The 16,052-nt window shown below is 56.4% G+C and carries 18 protein-coding genes; 3 read left to right on the top strand and 15 right to left on the bottom strand.

Going from position 1 to position 16,052, the window contains the following annotated elements; genetic code table 11:
- Window positions 1–39 precede the first annotated feature (39 nt).
- The 3 genes from BQ8290_RS12570 to BQ8290_RS12560 are packed head-to-tail and all read right to left on the bottom strand — an operon-like array spanning window position 40 to window position 2,679.
- Window positions 40–600 (bottom strand): rod shape-determining protein MreD, encoded by a 561-nt coding sequence (locus tag BQ8290_RS12570; RefSeq protein WP_108790829.1) that lies wholly within the window; start codon window positions 598–600, stop codon window positions 40–42.
- Window positions 597–1,577: a rod shape-determining protein MreC gene (mreC, locus tag BQ8290_RS12565; protein ID WP_108790827.1), complete on the bottom strand. Its 981-nt coding sequence runs from the start codon at window positions 1,575–1,577 to the stop codon at window positions 597–599. The genes BQ8290_RS12570 and mreC overlap by 4 nt, the downstream gene beginning before the upstream one ends.
- Window positions 1,578–1,635: 58 nt before the next feature.
- Complete coding sequence (locus tag BQ8290_RS12560) at window positions 1,636–2,679, bottom strand: rod shape-determining protein MreB (protein ID WP_108790825.1); 1,044 nt, start codon at window positions 2,677–2,679, stop codon at window positions 1,636–1,638.
- A 201-nt stretch (window positions 2,680–2,880) separates the two neighbouring features.
- On the opposite strand from BQ8290_RS12560, the gene mutL reads away from it, so the two are divergent.
- Window positions 2,881–4,734 carry a DNA mismatch repair endonuclease MutL gene (gene mutL / locus BQ8290_RS12555; RefSeq protein ID WP_108790823.1) on the top strand — a complete coding sequence of 618 codons (1,854 nt, stop codon included), beginning with the start codon at window positions 2,881–2,883 and terminating at the stop codon, window positions 4,732–4,734.
- Between the two features lie 51 nt (window positions 4,735–4,785).
- On the opposite strand, the gene BQ8290_RS12550 is transcribed toward mutL, so the two are convergent.
- Window positions 4,786–5,070, bottom strand: a complete 285-nt coding sequence (locus BQ8290_RS12550; protein ID WP_108790821.1) for a metal-sensing transcriptional repressor — start codon at window positions 5,068–5,070, stop codon at window positions 4,786–4,788.
- 75 nt (window positions 5,071–5,145) lie between these two features.
- Between BQ8290_RS12550 and BQ8290_RS12545 the strand changes: the two genes are divergently transcribed.
- Window positions 5,146–6,840, top strand: coding sequence for a copper resistance system multicopper oxidase (locus BQ8290_RS12545; protein ID WP_337661390.1), 1,695 nt, complete (start codon window positions 5,146–5,148; stop codon window positions 6,838–6,840).
- A complete protein-coding gene (locus tag BQ8290_RS12540) occupies window positions 6,840–7,922 on the top strand; it encodes a copper resistance protein B (protein ID WP_108790817.1) in 1,083 nt (360 codons plus the stop codon). Before BQ8290_RS12545 ends, BQ8290_RS12540 begins: the two co-directional genes overlap by 1 nt.
- Window positions 7,923–7,975: 53 nt before the next feature.
- On the opposite strand, the gene ychF is transcribed toward BQ8290_RS12540, so the two are convergent.
- The 11 genes from ychF to BQ8290_RS12485 form a co-directional block, all read right to left on the bottom strand.
- Window positions 7,976–9,076 carry a redox-regulated ATPase YchF gene (ychF, locus tag BQ8290_RS12535; RefSeq protein WP_108790815.1) on the bottom strand — a complete coding sequence of 367 codons (1,101 nt, stop codon included), beginning with the start codon at window positions 9,074–9,076 and terminating at the stop codon, window positions 7,976–7,978.
- 65 nt (window positions 9,077–9,141) lie between these two features.
- Complete coding sequence (locus BQ8290_RS12530; RefSeq protein ID WP_108790813.1) at window positions 9,142–10,134, bottom strand: SDR family NAD(P)-dependent oxidoreductase; 993 nt, start codon at window positions 10,132–10,134, stop codon at window positions 9,142–9,144.
- A gap of 28 nt (window positions 10,135–10,162) precedes the next feature.
- The gene (gene pth, locus BQ8290_RS12525; RefSeq protein ID WP_108790811.1) at window positions 10,163–10,735 is read right to left on the bottom strand and encodes an aminoacyl-tRNA hydrolase; all 573 of its coding nucleotides are present in this window, start codon (window positions 10,733–10,735) and stop codon (window positions 10,163–10,165) included.
- 209 nt (window positions 10,736–10,944) lie between these two features.
- Entirely contained in the window at window positions 10,945–11,610 is a 666-nt protein-coding gene (locus BQ8290_RS12520) for a 50S ribosomal protein L25/general stress protein Ctc (RefSeq protein ID WP_108790809.1), read from the bottom strand.
- A 144-nt stretch (window positions 11,611–11,754) separates the two neighbouring features.
- Window positions 11,755–12,657: a TraB/GumN family protein gene (locus tag BQ8290_RS12515; protein ID WP_337661389.1), complete on the bottom strand. Its 903-nt coding sequence runs from the start codon at window positions 12,655–12,657 to the stop codon at window positions 11,755–11,757.
- A 14-nt stretch (window positions 12,658–12,671) separates the two neighbouring features.
- Window positions 12,672–13,601 (bottom strand): TraB/GumN family protein, encoded by a 930-nt coding sequence (locus BQ8290_RS12510; RefSeq protein WP_108790805.1) that lies wholly within the window; start codon window positions 13,599–13,601, stop codon window positions 12,672–12,674.
- Window positions 13,602–13,672: 71 nt separating this feature from the next.
- Window positions 13,673–14,320: a hypothetical protein gene (locus BQ8290_RS12505; protein WP_108790803.1), complete on the bottom strand. Its 648-nt coding sequence runs from the start codon at window positions 14,318–14,320 to the stop codon at window positions 13,673–13,675.
- Window positions 14,317–14,979 carry a hypothetical protein gene (locus BQ8290_RS12500; RefSeq protein ID WP_337661388.1) on the bottom strand — a complete coding sequence of 221 codons (663 nt, stop codon included), beginning with the start codon at window positions 14,977–14,979 and terminating at the stop codon, window positions 14,317–14,319. The genes BQ8290_RS12505 and BQ8290_RS12500 overlap by 4 nt, the downstream gene beginning before the upstream one ends.
- On the bottom strand, window positions 14,963–15,160 hold the full coding sequence (locus BQ8290_RS12495) for a helix-turn-helix domain-containing protein (protein ID WP_108790799.1): 198 nt from the start codon (window positions 15,158–15,160) through the stop codon (window positions 14,963–14,965). Before BQ8290_RS12495 ends, BQ8290_RS12500 begins: the two co-directional genes overlap by 17 nt.
- The gene (locus tag BQ8290_RS12490) at window positions 15,157–15,639 is read right to left on the bottom strand and encodes a hypothetical protein (RefSeq protein WP_108790797.1); all 483 of its coding nucleotides are present in this window, start codon (window positions 15,637–15,639) and stop codon (window positions 15,157–15,159) included. Before BQ8290_RS12490 ends, BQ8290_RS12495 begins: the two co-directional genes overlap by 4 nt.
- A 3-nt stretch (window positions 15,640–15,642) precedes the next feature.
- Entirely contained in the window at window positions 15,643–16,017 is a 375-nt protein-coding gene (locus tag BQ8290_RS12485; protein ID WP_108790795.1) for a hypothetical protein, read from the bottom strand.
- Between the last annotated feature and the right edge of the window lie 35 nt (window positions 16,018–16,052).

The following is a 16,052-nucleotide window of genomic DNA, read 5'->3' as shown; positions in this document are numbered from 1 at the left end:
GCGCCCGTCTTGCGCCGTTTTTGAGACTAAAAAACCGGGTCAACCGATCCTCCTTGATCGGGACAGTCGGAATTTATCCAACCAAGCGATCAACCGCGCAAATAGCGGGTAGAGAAGGACGCAAAATATCATCTGTGGCACCGCGGCCACCACCAAATGTTCAGTCACAGATGCACCAGAAACCACCATAGCTGAGATGACATACAAGATCATGGCTAGACCGGCGGTGAACCAATCCTGCCAAAAACCGCGCCATGGAAACCGTGTTTCGATCAACTCGAGCGCGATCATCGTGATGGACCAAAGAAAAATGGCACTTCCAAACGGTTGCCCGCTGAACAGATCGTCGAACGCGCCCAACGGCACGCCCACCCACAATGGCATCAGCCCCGGCCGCATCACTCGCCAGCACAGGAAAATCATATACCCCAATGGCGGGGCGACGGGCATCACATCGGCCAATATCCATATTGGCAACAGCGATCCCAGCATGATGGAGGCGTATGGCACGGTGTTGGCGCGCCATGGCGATGTAACGCGGTTGATGCCGCCTCTACCATAGGCGCGGCGTTGATGCGGGGTGGCCAGCCGATCGATCACTCACCCGGCTCCGCATCGGACCCGGTGCTTGCTCCGTTATCCGAACCGGCTTCGCCCGATCCGCTATCCGTGGTTGCGGCGGATTCCAGTTCGCTAAGGTCGTCGCGTTCACGCACGCCGGATGCTTCCACAGCCAGCGGTTCGTAAATCGGCTCAACAACGATGTAATTTGTAGCCGAAGGTTCCGCGATCAACCGAGCGATTCCGCCATCTGATGTAATTTCGCTCAACACAGCAACCGCTACACCAGGTCGGTAATATCCTCCGGCGCCGCTCGTCACGAAGACATCGCCGATCTCTAATGGGTTGAGGCCCAGATTGATGAGGCGAATGCGCAGTAAGCCATCACCGCGCCCCTCTGCGAAGGCCACCGTTTGGTCCGATGCCCGCCGCACGGGCAGCACGCTTTCGCTGTCAGTCAAAAGCAGGACACGCGACGAACCGCGCGCCGTTTCCAAAACACGTCCGATAACGCCTCGTTCGGAATGGACCGGCATACCCGTGGCCACGCCGTCGCTTTCACCAACACCAATATAGGCGAACCGCCGCGCGCTCGACGCGCTGGAGCCCACCAAGCGCGCAGACACAATCGGAGTAATTTCCTCGTCTGCGAGACCAAGCAAGGCCTTCAATCGACGATTTTCGGTTTCTACCGCTTCGGCTTCGGCCAATCGGATTCGGGCAATCTCCACCTCCCGGCGCAATTCGGCGTTTTGCCCGCCCGCGTTCCAATAGCCCGATATCGTATCCCACGTGTTGTTACCGCCCGCACGGGCCGTGGCAGTCGCTTGTCCTACGGGAGAGACTGCATCGGTGGCCGCACCGCGCAACGGTTGGAACAAGGATGGTTGCCAAAGAGATATCGCCAGAAGACCCAATCCGACTAAGGCGCCAAGCGTCGCCAACAGATACCCGGTAAAGACCGAATATTGCTGCTTTTTCGAAAAGCCCGATCGACGCGATGTTGGCGGCGCCATGGGTTTGTCCAGTCCCTAGTAGTGTTAACTCCCGCGCGAATTGTGCGTGGAACGAAATTTAGGCTGTCATTAAGACGCCGCGATAAATCGGATCTTCCATGGCCCGACCCGTGCCGATCGCAACACAGGTCAACGGGTCTTCGGCGATGGAAACAGGCAGACCGGTTTCTTCGCGAAGATGTTCGTCCAAACGGCGGATCAATGCCCCGCCGCCGGTCAGAACGATGCCTTGATCCACGATATCGGCGGCCAATTCCGGGGCGGTGTTTTCCAACGCGATCCGAACGCCTTCGACAATCGCACCAATCGGTTCCGAAAGAGCCTCTGCGATGTGTGCCTGGTTGATAGTGATTTCTTTGGGCACGCCGTTCACAAGATCGCGGCCCTTCAACGTGATGCTTTCGCCTGCGCCGTCTTCTGGGATCATGGCGATGCCGTAATCCTTTTTGATGCGTTCCGCCGTCGCGTCGCCGATCAGCAGGTTGTGATGTCGACGGACATAGGAAACGATGGCTTCGTCCATCTTATCGCCGCCTGTGCGTACCGACGTAGTGTATGCCAATCCGCGCAAGGATAGGACCGCAACCTCGGTTGTCCCGCCACCAATATCTACGACCATCGAACCCACCGGTTCAGTAACCGGCATATCGGCGCCAATAGCGGCGGCCATTGGTTCAAGGATAAGGTGCACTTCGGATGCGCCGGCGTTGGACGCCGCGTCGCGGATGGCGCGCTTCTCAACCGATGTAGAGCCCGACGGCACACAAATCACGATTTCGGGATAGCGGAACAGATTGCGTTTGCCGTGCACCTTGCGGATGAAGTGTTTGATCATCTCTTCCGCGATTTCGATGTCGGCGATAACGCCATCACGCAAAGGGCGGATTGCTTCGATGGTGTCCGGGGTCTTGCCCATCATCATCTTCGCATCATCGCCCACCGCTTTGACGCGTTTGATACCGTTGATGGTTTCGATCGCGACAACCGATGGTTCGTCCAAGATGATGCCCTGGTCCTGCACATACACAAGCGTGTTGGCGGTCCCCAAGTCGATGGCCATGTTCTGCGACCCAAATTTGAACAGATTGGCAAAAAAGCTCATTTTTTATTTTTTCCGTAGCGGGATCGTGTTTGCGGTGGTTTCCTCTGAATCAGCCGGGTGCCCGCAATTGATCCCAAAATTGACAAGACCCATGACGCCTAGCGAAACCTTGTCAAAAAGGCTAAAATTATTGTTGACGGGAACGAGTATTTTCCCCCGTAGCCCTCGAATTTGCGGCGTGTGCAGTCTAGATTGCGACAAATGCCCCAAATTCGCCGCCTTCCCAACGCTCTTGTGAACCGAATTGCCGCTGGTGAAGTGGTTGAACGGCCCGCTGCGGCATTAAAGGAGCTGGTCGAGAACGCGATTGATGCCGGTGCGACGCGAATCGGTGTTGCGTTGACAGATGGTGGATTGACCCGTTTGGAAGTGACCGATGACGGGTGTGGGATGGACCCTGACAACATGGCGCTCGCATTGGAACGGCATGCGACTTCGAAGTTGCCGGATGAGGCGATCGAATTGGTGTCTTCCCTCGGATTTCGTGGGGAAGCGTTGCCATCCATTGCCAGTGTCGCGCGGATGACATTGGAAAGCCGTGTGGCAGGCGCAAATGATGGGTGGCGCAAAGTCATCGATCACGGCGAACTAATCGAAGATGGTCCCGCAGCGCTGCCCGTCGGCACCCGAGTTCGGGTCGAGCAAATATTCGCAAAGGTCCCTGCGCGTCGCAAATTCCTACGCACCCCGCGCAGTGAATACATTGCATGCCTCGATATCGTACGGCGGCTTGCGATGGCGCGGCCCGAAATCGCGTTCACTTTGGAAAACGGATCAGAAGGCAAAAGCCGCAAGGCGTTGTCGACCCAAGTTGACGAAGGGTTGGCGACCCGTGTTTCGCAAATTGTTGCGCGGGAACTGAAAGACAACGCGGTTGAAATTGAGTTGGAGCGGGAAACGCCGCACGGGGTGATGCGTTTGACGGGACTGGCCGGATTGCCAACGTACAATCGCGGCGTCGCAGATCATCAATATCTATTTGTGAATGGTCGCCCTGTGAAAGATCGGTTGCTAACGGGGGCGGTGCGGGGCGCCTATTCCGATATGTTGGCACGCGATCGCCATGCGGTTTTAGCGCTTTTCCTCGAAATTCCACCGCAAGATGTGGATGTGAATGTCCATCCCGCCAAGACAGAAGTGCGATTTCGCGATGCTGCCCATGTGCGCGGCTTTATCGTTTCCGGCCTGCGCAAGGCATTGGCCACAGGCGACCGGCGCAGTGCACAGGGCCCGGACCGTGCGGCGATGGAGCGCTGGCAGCAAGAGCCCGAGCAAGCGCCAGCAATGCGTTCCATTTTCGAAGGCCGCGATTGGTCCCAAAACCAGCCATCACCCGGATCGCACGTCGCGGAACCGCGTGTGGATTGGGGAACTGCACCCGCTACCTCACATACAGACACAGCTCTACCGCAAGGTCGCGCCGAAGAAGCGGCACCACTGCCCGAAAATGCCCAACAATATCCGTTGGGGATAGCGCGCGGTCAGGTGGCGAACACGTATATCGTGGCGGAAAGCGCCGATGGGTTGATCCTAGTCGATCAACACGCCGCGCATGAACGGCTCGTGCTAGAGCGGTTGAAGGCGGCAGGCGCAGAAGAGGCGGTGACCCGATCACAGGCCTTGTTGGTGCCTGACGTCGTCGAAATGGACGAGGCAGATTGCGACCGTTTGGAAGACGCAGCGGAGGGGTTAGCGCGCTTTGGCTTGACGGTTGAGCGGTTCGGCCCCGCCGCGATGTTGGTGCGCGCGGTGCCCTCTGCGATTGCGAAAGCGGACAGCGGCAAACTGCTTCAAGACTTAGCCGACGACATCGCCAAACATGGGAAGCAAGAGGACAGCGGATCGCTGCTTCTTTCAGAAAAGCTCGAACTCGTGCTTGCGACAATGGCGTGTCATGGATCGGTGCGGGCAGGGCGGGTGCTCAACGTGACCGAAATGAACGCCCTACTGCGCGAGATGGAAGCAACCCCGCGATCAGGTCAATGCAATCATGGCCGGCCGACTTGGGTGAAGCTGGGTATGGACGATGTTGAGAAGCTGTTTGGACGGCATTGAGCGACATTGTAGAATGTCCGCTTGCGACCCATTTACGGACATTATCACATCCTACTTCCGCGTCCGCTCCAAGAGGTCCACGAGTTCCTCAAACTTCTCGCGTTGCTCACCTTCGTCACCGCTGGTGATGGCCTCTGCAACGCAGCATGCCGCGTGATCCTTGAGAACCTGCGTCTCGACCTTCGCTAGTGCTGATTTGATTGCGGCTATCTGGTGCAGGATGTCCATGCAGTAGCGGTCATCTTCGACCATTTGTGCAACACCGCGCACTTGCCCTTCGATCCGCTTGAGGCGGTTCAGCTTGGCGCTCCTAACATTTTCGGTGCCGTTGGCCATGTCGCGATCCTCATTGAAATACCCTATGGGGGTATATATAGGTTTCTTAATCTTTCAACCGAGATGACCTTCAACATGCCTCAACTTTCTCGCCGTAAACTGATTACCAGCACGGCCGCCCTAGCGGCGGCATCATCGCTTGCAATGCCTGAATGGGCTCGTGGCCAGTCGATGGCGCACGCACGCAAAGGCTTTGGCGAACTGTCAGGTGAAGACATCAACCTTTCAATCGGTGATGCGCATCTCATGACGGGTGGGCGCTCTGGGCATGCCTTTGCAGTGAATGGCACAGTGCCGGGGCCGCTAATCCGTTTGCGCGAGGGGCAGGACATTCGCCTCAATGTCACCAACAATCTGCAAGAAGACAGTTCGATCCACTGGCACGGCCTACTCTTGCCGTTTCAGTTCGATGGAGTGCCGGGTGTCAGTTTTCCCGGTATCAAGCCGGGCGAGACGTTCACCTATGAATTTCCGGTCCGTCAGAATGGCACCTATTGGTGGCACTCGCACTCCGGCCTTCAAGAGCAGGCGGGGCATTACGGCCCGATCATCATTGAGAGCAACGACCCTGACCCACGCTATGACCGCGACTATGTGGTCCTTTTGAGCGAGTTCACCCCGATCCACCCGCACCAGATCATGCGGCTTCTGAAGGTTGGAGAGCACTACTTTCAAAACCAGATGCAGAGCGCGACCGAAGGCGAGATGTCTGGCGAGATGCGGCGCATGTGGGGGCAGATGCGAATGAACCCGCGAGACATCGCGGATGTATCAGGCCAGACCTACACCTACCTTATCAACGGGCATGGGCCTTCCGATGATCTGCAATTGGAGTTCAAACCGGGCGAGCGTGTGCGGCTGCGGGTTATTAATGGCTCTGCCATGACCTTCTTCAATGTGCGCATCCCCGGCGTGCCAATGACAGTCATTCAAACCGATGGGCAGGACGTGGACGAGGTTGAGGTGGACGAGTTCCAAATCGGCGTTGCTGAAACCTATGACGTCATTGTCGCCCCGTCCGATGGCAGCCATGCCATTGTCGCAGAGGCAATGGACCGCAGCGGCATGGGCGTCGCCAGCCTCACCTCGCATCCCGGCCACATCGCTACGCCGCCAGCCCTACGCGAAATACCAACGCTGACGATGACCGATATGGGCATGATGGATCATGCCGCGATGGGACATGATATGGGCAATATGGACCACGATATGCGTGATACCTCGTTGCTGCCCGATGATGTCGAGGCAGGACCCGGCGTCGATATGGTCGCGCCGATGCCGATGGACCGCATGGACTTCCCCGGCCTCGGCCTAGACGATGTGCCACACCGCGTGCTGCGCTACACCGATTTAAAGGCCAAGCGTATGAACCCGCACCGCGAGGTTGAACGGGAGATGGAGATACATCTCACCGGGAACATGGAACGCTATATGTGGTCGTTCGATGGCAAGAAGTTCACTGCCGTAACCGATGAACCGATCCGCTTCGGTTATGACGAGCGTGTCCGCGTCAAGCTGGTCAATCAGACTATGATGGCGCACCCAATCCACCTGCACGGCCATTTTTTCGAGATGGTCAACGGAGCGGATCACATGCACCAACCCTTAAAGCACACGATGGTTGTCCAGCCGGGCGGCACCGCGACCTTTGATCTGACTGCCAATGAACCGGGCGACTGGGCCTTCCACTGCCACCTGCTCTATCACATGCATGCAGGGATGATGCAGGTTGTAACGGTGCGGCCATTCCCCGACGGGGCTTTAGGCTGATGCGCGTTCTTCTGCTTGCTAGTGCGGCACTGATTGCCGTTCCGCTCTGCACGCCATTGGCGGCACAAGATCATTCGTCTCATGGAAGCGGCCTGCAGCTAGAGATGGCCCCCGAAATCGATCATTGCGCGATGGGGCACCTGCCGCCCGAACAGTGCCCGCCGAAAGATGAGCACGAAGGCCATGACGGAATGGACCATGGGTCCATGGACCACTCTGAACATGGCGACAGCGATCAGGACGCCCATACTGACCATTCCACCATGGATCATGGGTCAATAGATCATAGCCAGCACGGTGTGACCACGGACAAGTCTGTCCCCGGCGCAGCGCCGGAAGACGCAGTGCCTGCACGAGCCCTCGATGGCCCTCGCCATGCAGCCGACGCGATCTGGGGTGCCGAGGCCATGGCACCAAGCCGCGAGAGCCTAGCCCGCGAGAACGGCGGGATGCGCACAGGCAGCGTTCTAATCGAGAGACTAGAGGCTCGTATCGCCGTCGATGGTGGCGAGGACGGGTATGTCTGGGACGCGCAGGCCTTCTACGGTGGTGACATTGACCGCTTCGTGATCAAGACCGAGGGTGAAGGCGAGTTTGACGGAGAATTGGAGGACGCAGAGATACAGGCTCTCTACAGCCGTGCCATCGGCCCTTTCTTCGATCTGCAAGCGGGTGTGCGTTTTGATCCAGAGGCGGACACACGCGGGCATCTCGTCATCGGTGTGCAAGGCCTCGCGCCTTACTTGTTCCATGTCGACGGCGCGCTGTTCTTATCGGATCGCGGCGACCTAACGGCGCGCTTGGAGGGCGAGTATGACCAACGGATCACACAGCGGTTAATCATTCAGCCGCGTCTTGAGGTTGAATTGTCAGCACAAGACATTCCCGAGCGCGGCATCGGTGCTGGGATCACCAAAGTCGAGCCGGGTGTGCGGTTGCGCTACGAGATCGAACGCGAGTTCGCGCCCTATATCGGGATCGAATACGAGGCCGCACTCGGAGAAACGGCCAACACAGCTCGTACCGCTGGCGAAGACCCGAATGGGCTGAAGGTGGTAATCGGTTTGAGGGCTTGGTTTTAATCGGAGAAGCAATGTCCGCTATCACCCGCAACAGCGGCCTTATCGCAACCCCATCAAACGTTAAATTTAAACAGCATGATATCGCCGTCTTGGACGTCGTAATCCTTGCCCTCTTGACGCATCTTGCCGGCTTCTTTCGCGCCCGCTTCGCCGTTCAGTTCGATAAAATCATCGTAGGCGATCGTTTCTGCGCGGATGAAGCCTTTTTCGAAGTCCGTGTGGATTTCGCCGGCGGCTTGTGGGGCTTTCGCGCCTGCGGGGAAGGTCCATGCGCGAGATTCTTTGGGCCCTGCGGTGAAGAAAGTCTGCAGGCCCAGCAATGTGTAGCCTGCGCGGATCACACGGGTCAGCCCGCTTTCCGTTAGGCCCAGTTCGGTGAGGTATTCTTCGCGGTCTTCCATCGGCATTTCGACCAATTCGGATTCAATCGCGGCGGACACAACAACCGCCTGCGCACCGTCGGCTTCGGCTTTGGCGAAGACTTTGGCGGTAAGCTCGTTGCCATCTGCTGCGTCTTCTTCTGCGACGTTGCAGACATAAAGGATCGGTTTTGCCGTCAGCAATTGCGCCTGCGCGAACAGGCGTTCTTCTTCGTCGCCTTCTGGAACGGTAAGGCGGGCTGGTTTGCCGTCTTTGAGCAATTCGAGCGCTTGGCCCAACACACTTGCGAGCGCCTTGGCTTCTTTATCGCCGCTTTTGCCGCGTTTTTCTGCGTTTGCGACGCGTTTCTCAAGACTTTCGAGGTCTGAGAGCATCAATTCTGTTTCCACCACTTCGGCGTCCGCAATGGGATCGACATGGTTGGAGACGTGTTGAATATCGTCGTCTTCGAAACACCGCAGAACGTGCACAATTGCATCGACCTCGCGGATATTGCCTAGGAACTGGTTGCCCAAACCTTCGCCCGCGCTGGCGCCTTTCACAAGGCCGGCAATGTCCACAAAGCCAAGCTGTGTTGGGATCACTTTCGCGCTTGTCGCGATTGCGGCGATCTTGTCCAAACGGGGATCGGGCACGGCGACCTGACCGACATTGGGTTCAATCGTGCAAAACGGATAATTCGCAGCCTGAGCGGCCTGCGTCTCTGTCAGAGCGTTGAACAAAGTGGACTTTCCAACATTGGGCAGTCCCACGATTCCACAACGGAAACCCATGGCTGTGTGCTTTCTTTATAAAATTGATTGCGCGCCCTCTAACGCCCGTCGTGCGGATTGACCAGTCAGACGTTGTGAACATCCTTGATCCATGGGCCAAATGGGCTGGCCCCCAGCCAATCGACCTGTACTTGCGCAGTCAGAGTGTTGATCGCGATCTGTGGCTTTCCTCCCGGGTGAACCGGCACGCGAAGGGGGCGTGTGCCCGGCGGTTGAGCGATAATGTCGGCCATGGCGCGCGGCACGTCCATCGGATCGGTCGATCCGCCGCCGGTGCGTTGACCAAGGCGAGAGACGAGCGCGGGATAGCCAGATGTGTGCGTGTCATCGGACCGTTCCAGCAGGGCGACCGAATTTGTGTTCGCGTTGGACCAGATCATCGTGGGGTAACCACCCGGTTCAACGATGGTGACATCGACACCATGCGGCACCAATTCATAGGCGAGCCCTTCGCTCAACGCCTCAAGCGCAAATTTGCTGGGCGAATACATGCCGTAAGACGGCGCGATCACGCGGCCCAATTGCGATGTGATGTTGATGATTAACCCGCTGCGCGCTTCACGCATGCTGGGCAAAACGGCGCGGATCATCCGTTGCGCGCCAAAGACATTGGTGTCGAAGGTGAGTTGGGTTGCCTCGATATCTTGGATTTCGACCGGACCGCCAAACGAAATGCCGGCATTGTTGATCAAAACATCGATTGGCCCGCCATTGATCTCCATCGCTTTTGCTACGCCAGATGAGACTTGATCATCGGAAAGGACATCAATTTCAATCAGATGCAGATCCCAATTTTCAGCGGCGGCCAGAGCAGTCAATTCGGCTCCCTCTGCGCGGGGGAGGTCGCGCATCGTAGCAAAGACGCGCGCGCCTTCGCGGGCGTAATGTTCTGCTGCCAATCGACCAAAGCCCGTGGAGCAACCGGTGATCAGGATGCTTTTGCTTGCAATGTTGGGCCGTACCTCAACCGCGTCTTGAGCGGCGACATGGGCGCCTGCGGTCAGGGCGGTCGTTGCGGCTGCTCCGGCAAGAAGGGTGCGGCGGTTGATCTGTGGCATAGGGTCTCTCTCTAATCGAAAGGTGTGGTTACGCGTCCTGCATACGCAGGGCGAAGGCATTCATAAATCGGGCATCGTCGCCCTTGGCTAGCCATTCCGCCTCGGCGCTGATGGCGCCCAGCATCGCAACGAGGCCGTCTTGTTCGGATTTTGCATAGTTTCCAAGGACGTGGCCGTGGACCCGTTCTTTGTGACCGGGATGTCCAATGCCAAGCCGGATGCGGCGAAAATCCGCACCCAAATGTTTGTCGATGGAACGCAGGCCATTGTGCCCGGCATGCCCACCGCCTTGTTTCACCTTCACCCGAAACGGATCGATGTCCAATTCATCGTGAAAGACGGTGAGGGCGTCTGTGCCCAATTTGTAGAACCGTATCGCTTCACCAACGCTGCGCCCGCTTTCATTCATATACGTTGCGGGTTTGAGCAGTAGGACTTTGGATGAACCAATGCGGCCCTCTTGAACCCAGCCAGAGAACTTCTTCTGAACGGGTTCAAAGTCATGCATGTCGGCGATGACGTCCAACGCCATAAAGCCAACATTGTGCCGGTGCATCGCGTAGCGCGGTCCGGGATTTCCAAGGCCTGTCCAGATTTGCATGGTGCTTAAATAGAGGCTGTGTTGCTGGGGGCAAGCAGGGACGGCTTTGTTTTGCGGGTTGCAGCCAGCGGACCCTTTTCAAAAGGCGCATGGGCAAGGTGCTGGTCGGGTCGCGTAGGCTGTTAGTTTCGATATGCGATCCCGAAACAAAAACGCCGAGCTGGTTTCCCAGCCCGGCGTCTTTGGTGATTGGTTTGAGAAAGGTGGGCTTATTCGCCGCCTTCTTCCTCTGCTTTTTGCGAAGTGGCTTCGACAGCATCCGCTGCGACTTCTTCGCCTTCGGTTTCTTCGTCGTCGCTCTTCTTAAGAGCCGATGGAGCAACCAGCGTGGCAATGGTGAAGTCACGATCGGTGATCGCGCTTTCGCTGCCTTCAGGAAGCTTGATTTCGCTGATGTGCAGCGAATCGCCAACTTCTTTGCCGGTGACGTCGATTTCGATCTCGCCTGGGATCTTGTCGTTATCACAAACCAGTTCAAGTTCGTGACGGACAACGTTAAGAACGCCGCCTTTTTTGAGGCCCGGCGATGCTTCTTCGTTGATGAAGACCACTGGGACGCTCACGTCAATTTTGCCACCTTTTGCGAGGCGGAAGAAATCGGCGTGGGTCGGGCGGTCAGTGACCGGATGCAGAGCGACATCTTTTGGAATGGCGCGGATCGTGTCCTTGCCAAGCTCGATTTGCACGATTGAGTTCATGAAGTGACCGGTCATCAACTGACGGACCAATTCCTTTTCCTCAACGTGGATCGTGATGGGTTCTTCCTTACCGCCGTAAATAACAGCGGGGATCCGACCTTCGCGGCGAAGTGCACGGGAGGCTCCCTTGCCTGCCCGTTCGCGCGTTTCAGCCGGCAGTGTGAGAGCGTCGCTCATAACATTAGCCTTTCGAATACGTGTTTATGTGTTTTACTTATCGAGTCTCCGGCGCGCCGCCTCCAGGGATGACCAGAACGCCGAAGCGCGGGCACATAACGGTTACGGGCGAAAACTCAACTCTAAAGTGAGGGTGGGAGTGACCTAATCGACCCTGCGGACGGTGTATCCCTCTTTTTCCAACATCGCGGTCAAACCATCAGGGCCCACCAAATGAGCGGCTCCGACCGCGATCAACGGCTTTCCGCTGTCTTCTAATTGCGTGAGGATTACGGGAAACCAAGTGTTGTTTCGGGCCACCAACAACGCATCGTGCAGCTCGGGATCGGCCATGATGCCGCTCGTCGTTGCGGCTTCCAGTGCTGCGACATCCCCATCAAGCCATGCGCGGATCAAATGCCCGCGATTGTCGCGAGAAGCGCTCCATTCCTCGATGGTTCCTTCGAGCAACGCGCGCTGATCCTCTTCCGCCAAGCCATCGAAAATACCCAATTGTGTACGAGCCAATTCAAAACCGTATGTCGGCCGGCCTTCAAATCGCGATAGAACGTAGCGATCTACACCGTTGCGCGGTTTGCCCACGGCATCCACGCGGGCCAATAAAAGAGCAGCGCCCCATGTTTCGGTGTTGTTGAATGTATCGTCGGAGACGCCGGACTTCTCCGCCATCGCCATCAATTGCTCGGCAAGCTCGGGGGCCACGCGATCGACCAACGGGCCTATGTCGGGTGTTGTAGAAAGGTCATTGAATATTTCGGCGATGTTCGACCCAGATCCAAGATCGACAACTTCGACAAGCACCCGGTCGGCATCGCGGATCGCACCGTCAATTGGGGCAGTGCGCCAGTGTGTTCCGTCCGGAAGCGCATGGATCGTGCCCAACATCCAGCCCTCAACACGGCCCAACCTGTTGGTGATCTCATAAAATGGCGGATTGGGTTTGCCATCGGCGCTCTGGATGACATCTTCTGAAACGGGTTCACCCCCGCTGCATGCTGCCAAAAACAGAACGCAAACGGAGGCGAATATACCGGCAAACCTTGGCACTGAGTAAGCGTCCCTTATTGAACGCGGGTCGTTTCGATCTCGCGCTCTGCGAGGTAATCTTGAACGCTGCGTTCACCGGCAAGATGCCCGGCGCCAACGGCGATAAAGACCGTGCCCGGTGTTGTTTCAAGGCGGGATTCAATCCATTCCGCCCAATTGGCGTTTCGATTGTAGAGCAACGTTTCGGCGAAGCCTTCATCGTCCATGTTTTCGTTCATAACCGCGGCCAAGCCTTCGGCGTCGCCTTCGATCCATTCTGCAACCATGCTGTCGAGAATCTTGGCGGCTTCATCGATCCCTTCGACGGCGGCCATCATAAATTCGATTTGTTGTTCCTGTGGCAGACCATCGAACAGGCCCAACTGGAATTCGGCTGTTTCCAACGCGTCCTGTGGCGTGTCGCCGGCTTTGGATAGGATGACTTTATCGACGCCCGCCTCAAGATTGTATCCTTGTTGAACCAGCGGAAGAACACCCAAGGTTAGACCGGCCAACCAAGGCTCCAACCCGTCCAAGGCCTCTATCGGAAGGCCCAATTGCACGACAGCGGCTTCGTATGCGGCGGTTTGCTCTTCATCGAGCAGGGACCTCAAATTCGTTCCGTCGGCTGATAGACCTTTTTGCATCGACAATTGTTGCATGGCCGCTTCGCTTGCGGGATCCATCTTGATTTCTGTGACGACCGTATCCGAGGAGTTCAAAGCCGCGTCGATCTCTGCGTCGTACCAAACGATGTCGGAGGGCAGAGCGTGAACCGTACCGAACAGATAGATCGTCGTGTCTTCGTCGGAAACTTTCCAAAGGGCAGGGCCTTCAGGGCCGCTGGGCAATTCCGCCACAACCGGCTGAGCCTCTGTGTGCGCTTCGGCCAAAGTCGGGGTCGCGGCCAATGCGGCAAGCGAAGCGGCAGAAGCGGCGCAAAGGGTTTTGATCGTGTGTGTCATCAAGGATCTCCAAATATTTGGTGTTCGATATAGGGATTAAGGGCGAAAGGTTAAGGTGGGGGCGGGGCCTTCTATGCCCCACGCTTGTATGTCCAAACGGCGGAAAATACGGTCAAAATCAGGATGTACATAATCATCGGATCTTGAGCCGGGATAAGCATCGAGCGTTGCGCCATCCACCATGCCGGCGCTGCGATGGTGTATGTGTAGAATGAAGCATAAAGACCTGCATTGATCGCCGCGCGTTCGTGTTCGTCTGAGCTTTTGTGCCAGTGAAAGCACGCATAGATCATGCCGACAACGTAGAGAGCCGCAGATCCCAGTCCGAGGATAGGCGGAATGGGTGAATTGCTAAACAATGTCACGTTGTCGAAGCTTTCGCCGCTGACCATGATGGAGACGTAGAAAAGGATCGCTATGGCCCCGCCGAAAACCGCCGATAGGATAAAGACCTTGCGGCTTTTTTGGGTGCTGGGCGCGACCGGTTCATCGTCATTAGACGTCAGGTCCAACGCCTTCAGCCAAAGAATGGTGATCGTAATGACTAAGAGGGCCGAACCTAAAATCAGAGCCAGTCTGATCCCTTCGCCTAGGGCATCGAATGTGCCGTTATCTTGGCCGACCATGATAAACAGAGCGGCGAGGTAAATAATTGAACACACGCCGATTTTAATCATCCGGGCGATGTCCGATGGTTGATCTAAGGTTTCGTTGCTCACATCGCTCTCCGAACATAGTTGGTTGTAGCCATGACCACCAGGGTCGCCAAAAATACGATCATGACGTCGGGTTGCGGCAGAAAGCCTCCGCGCCATCCGATCCACCATACGGGTGCAACAACACTAAAGAAGTGGATAGCCATGGATTCGCCAAGCCGCTGATATTCCATATCAACTTCATCGGCATTGCGACGCGCAAAGAAGGTAATCAAAGGTATGCCGATGGCCCACAACAACATTGCAGCAAGGGCGGCATTGGACGACAGCGGTCCGTTGGAGAACAATTGTGTCCTGGCGTTGCCGTCCTCGGGTGAAACGAACATGAGCGAGATTACGCAAGCGATTGCGATCAACGCCATCATGATCAAAGCGACCCGGCGTGTTCTAGGCGTGTCGGGTTCACCGATCCTAAGCGTTGGCCATTTGCGGAATGTGAGAACAATGATCAGCGCGCCGAACGCACTGGTCACGGCACACGCCGCCATTGCTCCGAAAGTCGCGTCATACTTTTGAAGAAAAACCACTCCCGCGCCCATACCACCGAGGAAGAATCCAAGGCCAACTGAGAATATCATGGCCGGGATAAGCACGCGTTTCATACGAGCAAACAGGGCGTTATCGTCATCTTCCATCATCATGTTCTCAGGTATTTTCGTCATGGAAAATCTCCTCAATGGGCATTTCGAACAAACGAGAAATACGAAAGGCAAGCGGAAGCGAGGGGTCGTGTTTGCCCGTTTCAATGGCGTTCACGGCCTGGCGCGAAACATCGAGTTGAAGAGCCAATTCGGCCTGGCTCCAATCGCGTTCAGCGCGGAGCACTTTAAGACGGTTCTTCATGACAGTGCCCGCCACCGATTGAATTGAAAGATGATGACAAAGGCGACCACAAACATGCCCCAGACATTCATTAGGATCTGGATCGGTGACGTGTCGTTGTACAACCAACCCAGCCATACAGGTGGCGTGTCGCCGCCTGCGATTGTGTAGGCGACCCAAACGCCGATGAAGACTGCGAATGGCGAAATCGTGGCGATCCAAACAAGATGCCCGACGGTCTGTTTCCAGATCATTTCGGCATATTCGTCTCGTATCGCGCTTGTCACGATCAAGATCGCCGGAACCCAGCCACCCAGAATGCTGTAGAGGACATTCAGAACACCGACAGTGCCAGGGGACATTTCAAAGGGTCGAAAACCCAAACCCTGATACAGAATGGTACCGGCGAAGGCGACCACAATGACCAGCAAGCTTAGATCCATCAGCCAGAAATAGGAGCGGTATCGGATGCTGCCGTTTTTAAAAATATAGTCCTTCATTACTCAGTATCCTCTGATACGACAGATCGCGAGAACAGAATGGAACGTGGCGGCTATCAGACCTAGTCCGACGACATGATTTGTAACGTACTCTTCGGTGATCGGTGCGATGCTAGCGAACAGCCACAATCCCGCGGCGGCGCAAGCCCAAGAAGCGGATTTGCCGACCATGCGTTGAAAATACTCGTCGTGTTTCCCGACAAAGATTAACCCGATCAGGGTGCCTGAGGTGATCCCTCCGATAAGGGCAATGACAAAATCGTAGATGCCAAACAATTGACCTGCGAGCAATGTGATCGATCCAGGCAGTCCGACCCACATCATGTTGAGGGCAAAAGATCTGTCATCGCCTGTGATCGAATTCGAAGTATAAACCATCAGAAGTCCGAATTGTTGGGGTGTTTGAAAGGTGA

This window comes from Erythrobacter sp. Alg231-14, from assembly GCF_900149685.1.
Taxonomy (GTDB): Bacteria; Pseudomonadota; Alphaproteobacteria; order Sphingomonadales; family Sphingomonadaceae; genus Erythrobacter.
This window is presented reverse-complemented; position numbering and strand designations above follow the sequence as displayed.

Excerpts from the sequence above, each read along its gene's own strand:
- BQ8290_RS12550 (WP_108790821.1), bottom strand. The coding sequence starts at position 5,070 with ATGGCCAACGGCACCGAAAATGTTAGGAGCGCCAAGCTGAACCGCCTC.
- pth (WP_108790811.1), bottom strand. The coding sequence starts at position 10,735 with ATGCAAATCTGGACAGGCCTTGGAAATCCCGGACCGCGCTACGCGATG.
- BQ8290_RS12560 (WP_108790825.1), bottom strand. The coding sequence starts at position 2,679 with ATGAGCTTTTTTGCCAATCTGTTCAAATTTGGGTCGCAGAACATGGCC.
- BQ8290_RS12545 (WP_337661390.1), top strand. The coding sequence starts at position 5,146 with ATGCCTCAACTTTCTCGCCGTAAACTGATTACCAGCACGGCCGCCCTA.
- mreC (WP_108790827.1), bottom strand. The coding sequence starts at position 1,577 with ATGGCGCCGCCAACATCGCGTCGATCGGGCTTTTCGAAAAAGCAGCAA.
- BQ8290_RS12490 (WP_108790797.1), bottom strand. The coding sequence starts at position 15,639 with ATGAAGGACTATATTTTTAAAAACGGCAGCATCCGATACCGCTCCTAT.
- BQ8290_RS12530 (WP_108790813.1), bottom strand. The coding sequence starts at position 10,134 with ATGCCACAGATCAACCGCCGCACCCTTCTTGCCGGAGCAGCCGCAACG.
- BQ8290_RS12485 (WP_108790795.1), bottom strand. The coding sequence starts at position 16,017 with ATGGTTTATACTTCGAATTCGATCACAGGCGATGACAGATCTTTTGCC.
- BQ8290_RS12540 (WP_108790817.1), top strand. The coding sequence starts at position 6,840 with ATGCGCGTTCTTCTGCTTGCTAGTGCGGCACTGATTGCCGTTCCGCTC.
- BQ8290_RS12500 (WP_337661388.1), bottom strand. The coding sequence starts at position 14,979 with ATGACGAAAATACCTGAGAACATGATGATGGAAGATGACGATAACGCC.
- ychF (WP_108790815.1), bottom strand. The coding sequence starts at position 9,076 with ATGGGTTTCCGTTGTGGAATCGTGGGACTGCCCAATGTTGGAAAGTCC.
- BQ8290_RS12510 (WP_108790805.1), bottom strand. The coding sequence starts at position 13,601 with ATGACACACACGATCAAAACCCTTTGCGCCGCTTCTGCCGCTTCGCTT.
- BQ8290_RS12495 (WP_108790799.1), bottom strand. The coding sequence starts at position 15,160 with ATGAAGAACCGTCTTAAAGTGCTCCGCGCTGAACGCGATTGGAGCCAG.
- mutL (WP_108790823.1), top strand. The coding sequence starts at position 2,881 with ATGCCCCAAATTCGCCGCCTTCCCAACGCTCTTGTGAACCGAATTGCC.
- BQ8290_RS12520 (WP_108790809.1), bottom strand. The coding sequence starts at position 11,610 with ATGAGCGACGCTCTCACACTGCCGGCTGAAACGCGCGAACGGGCAGGC.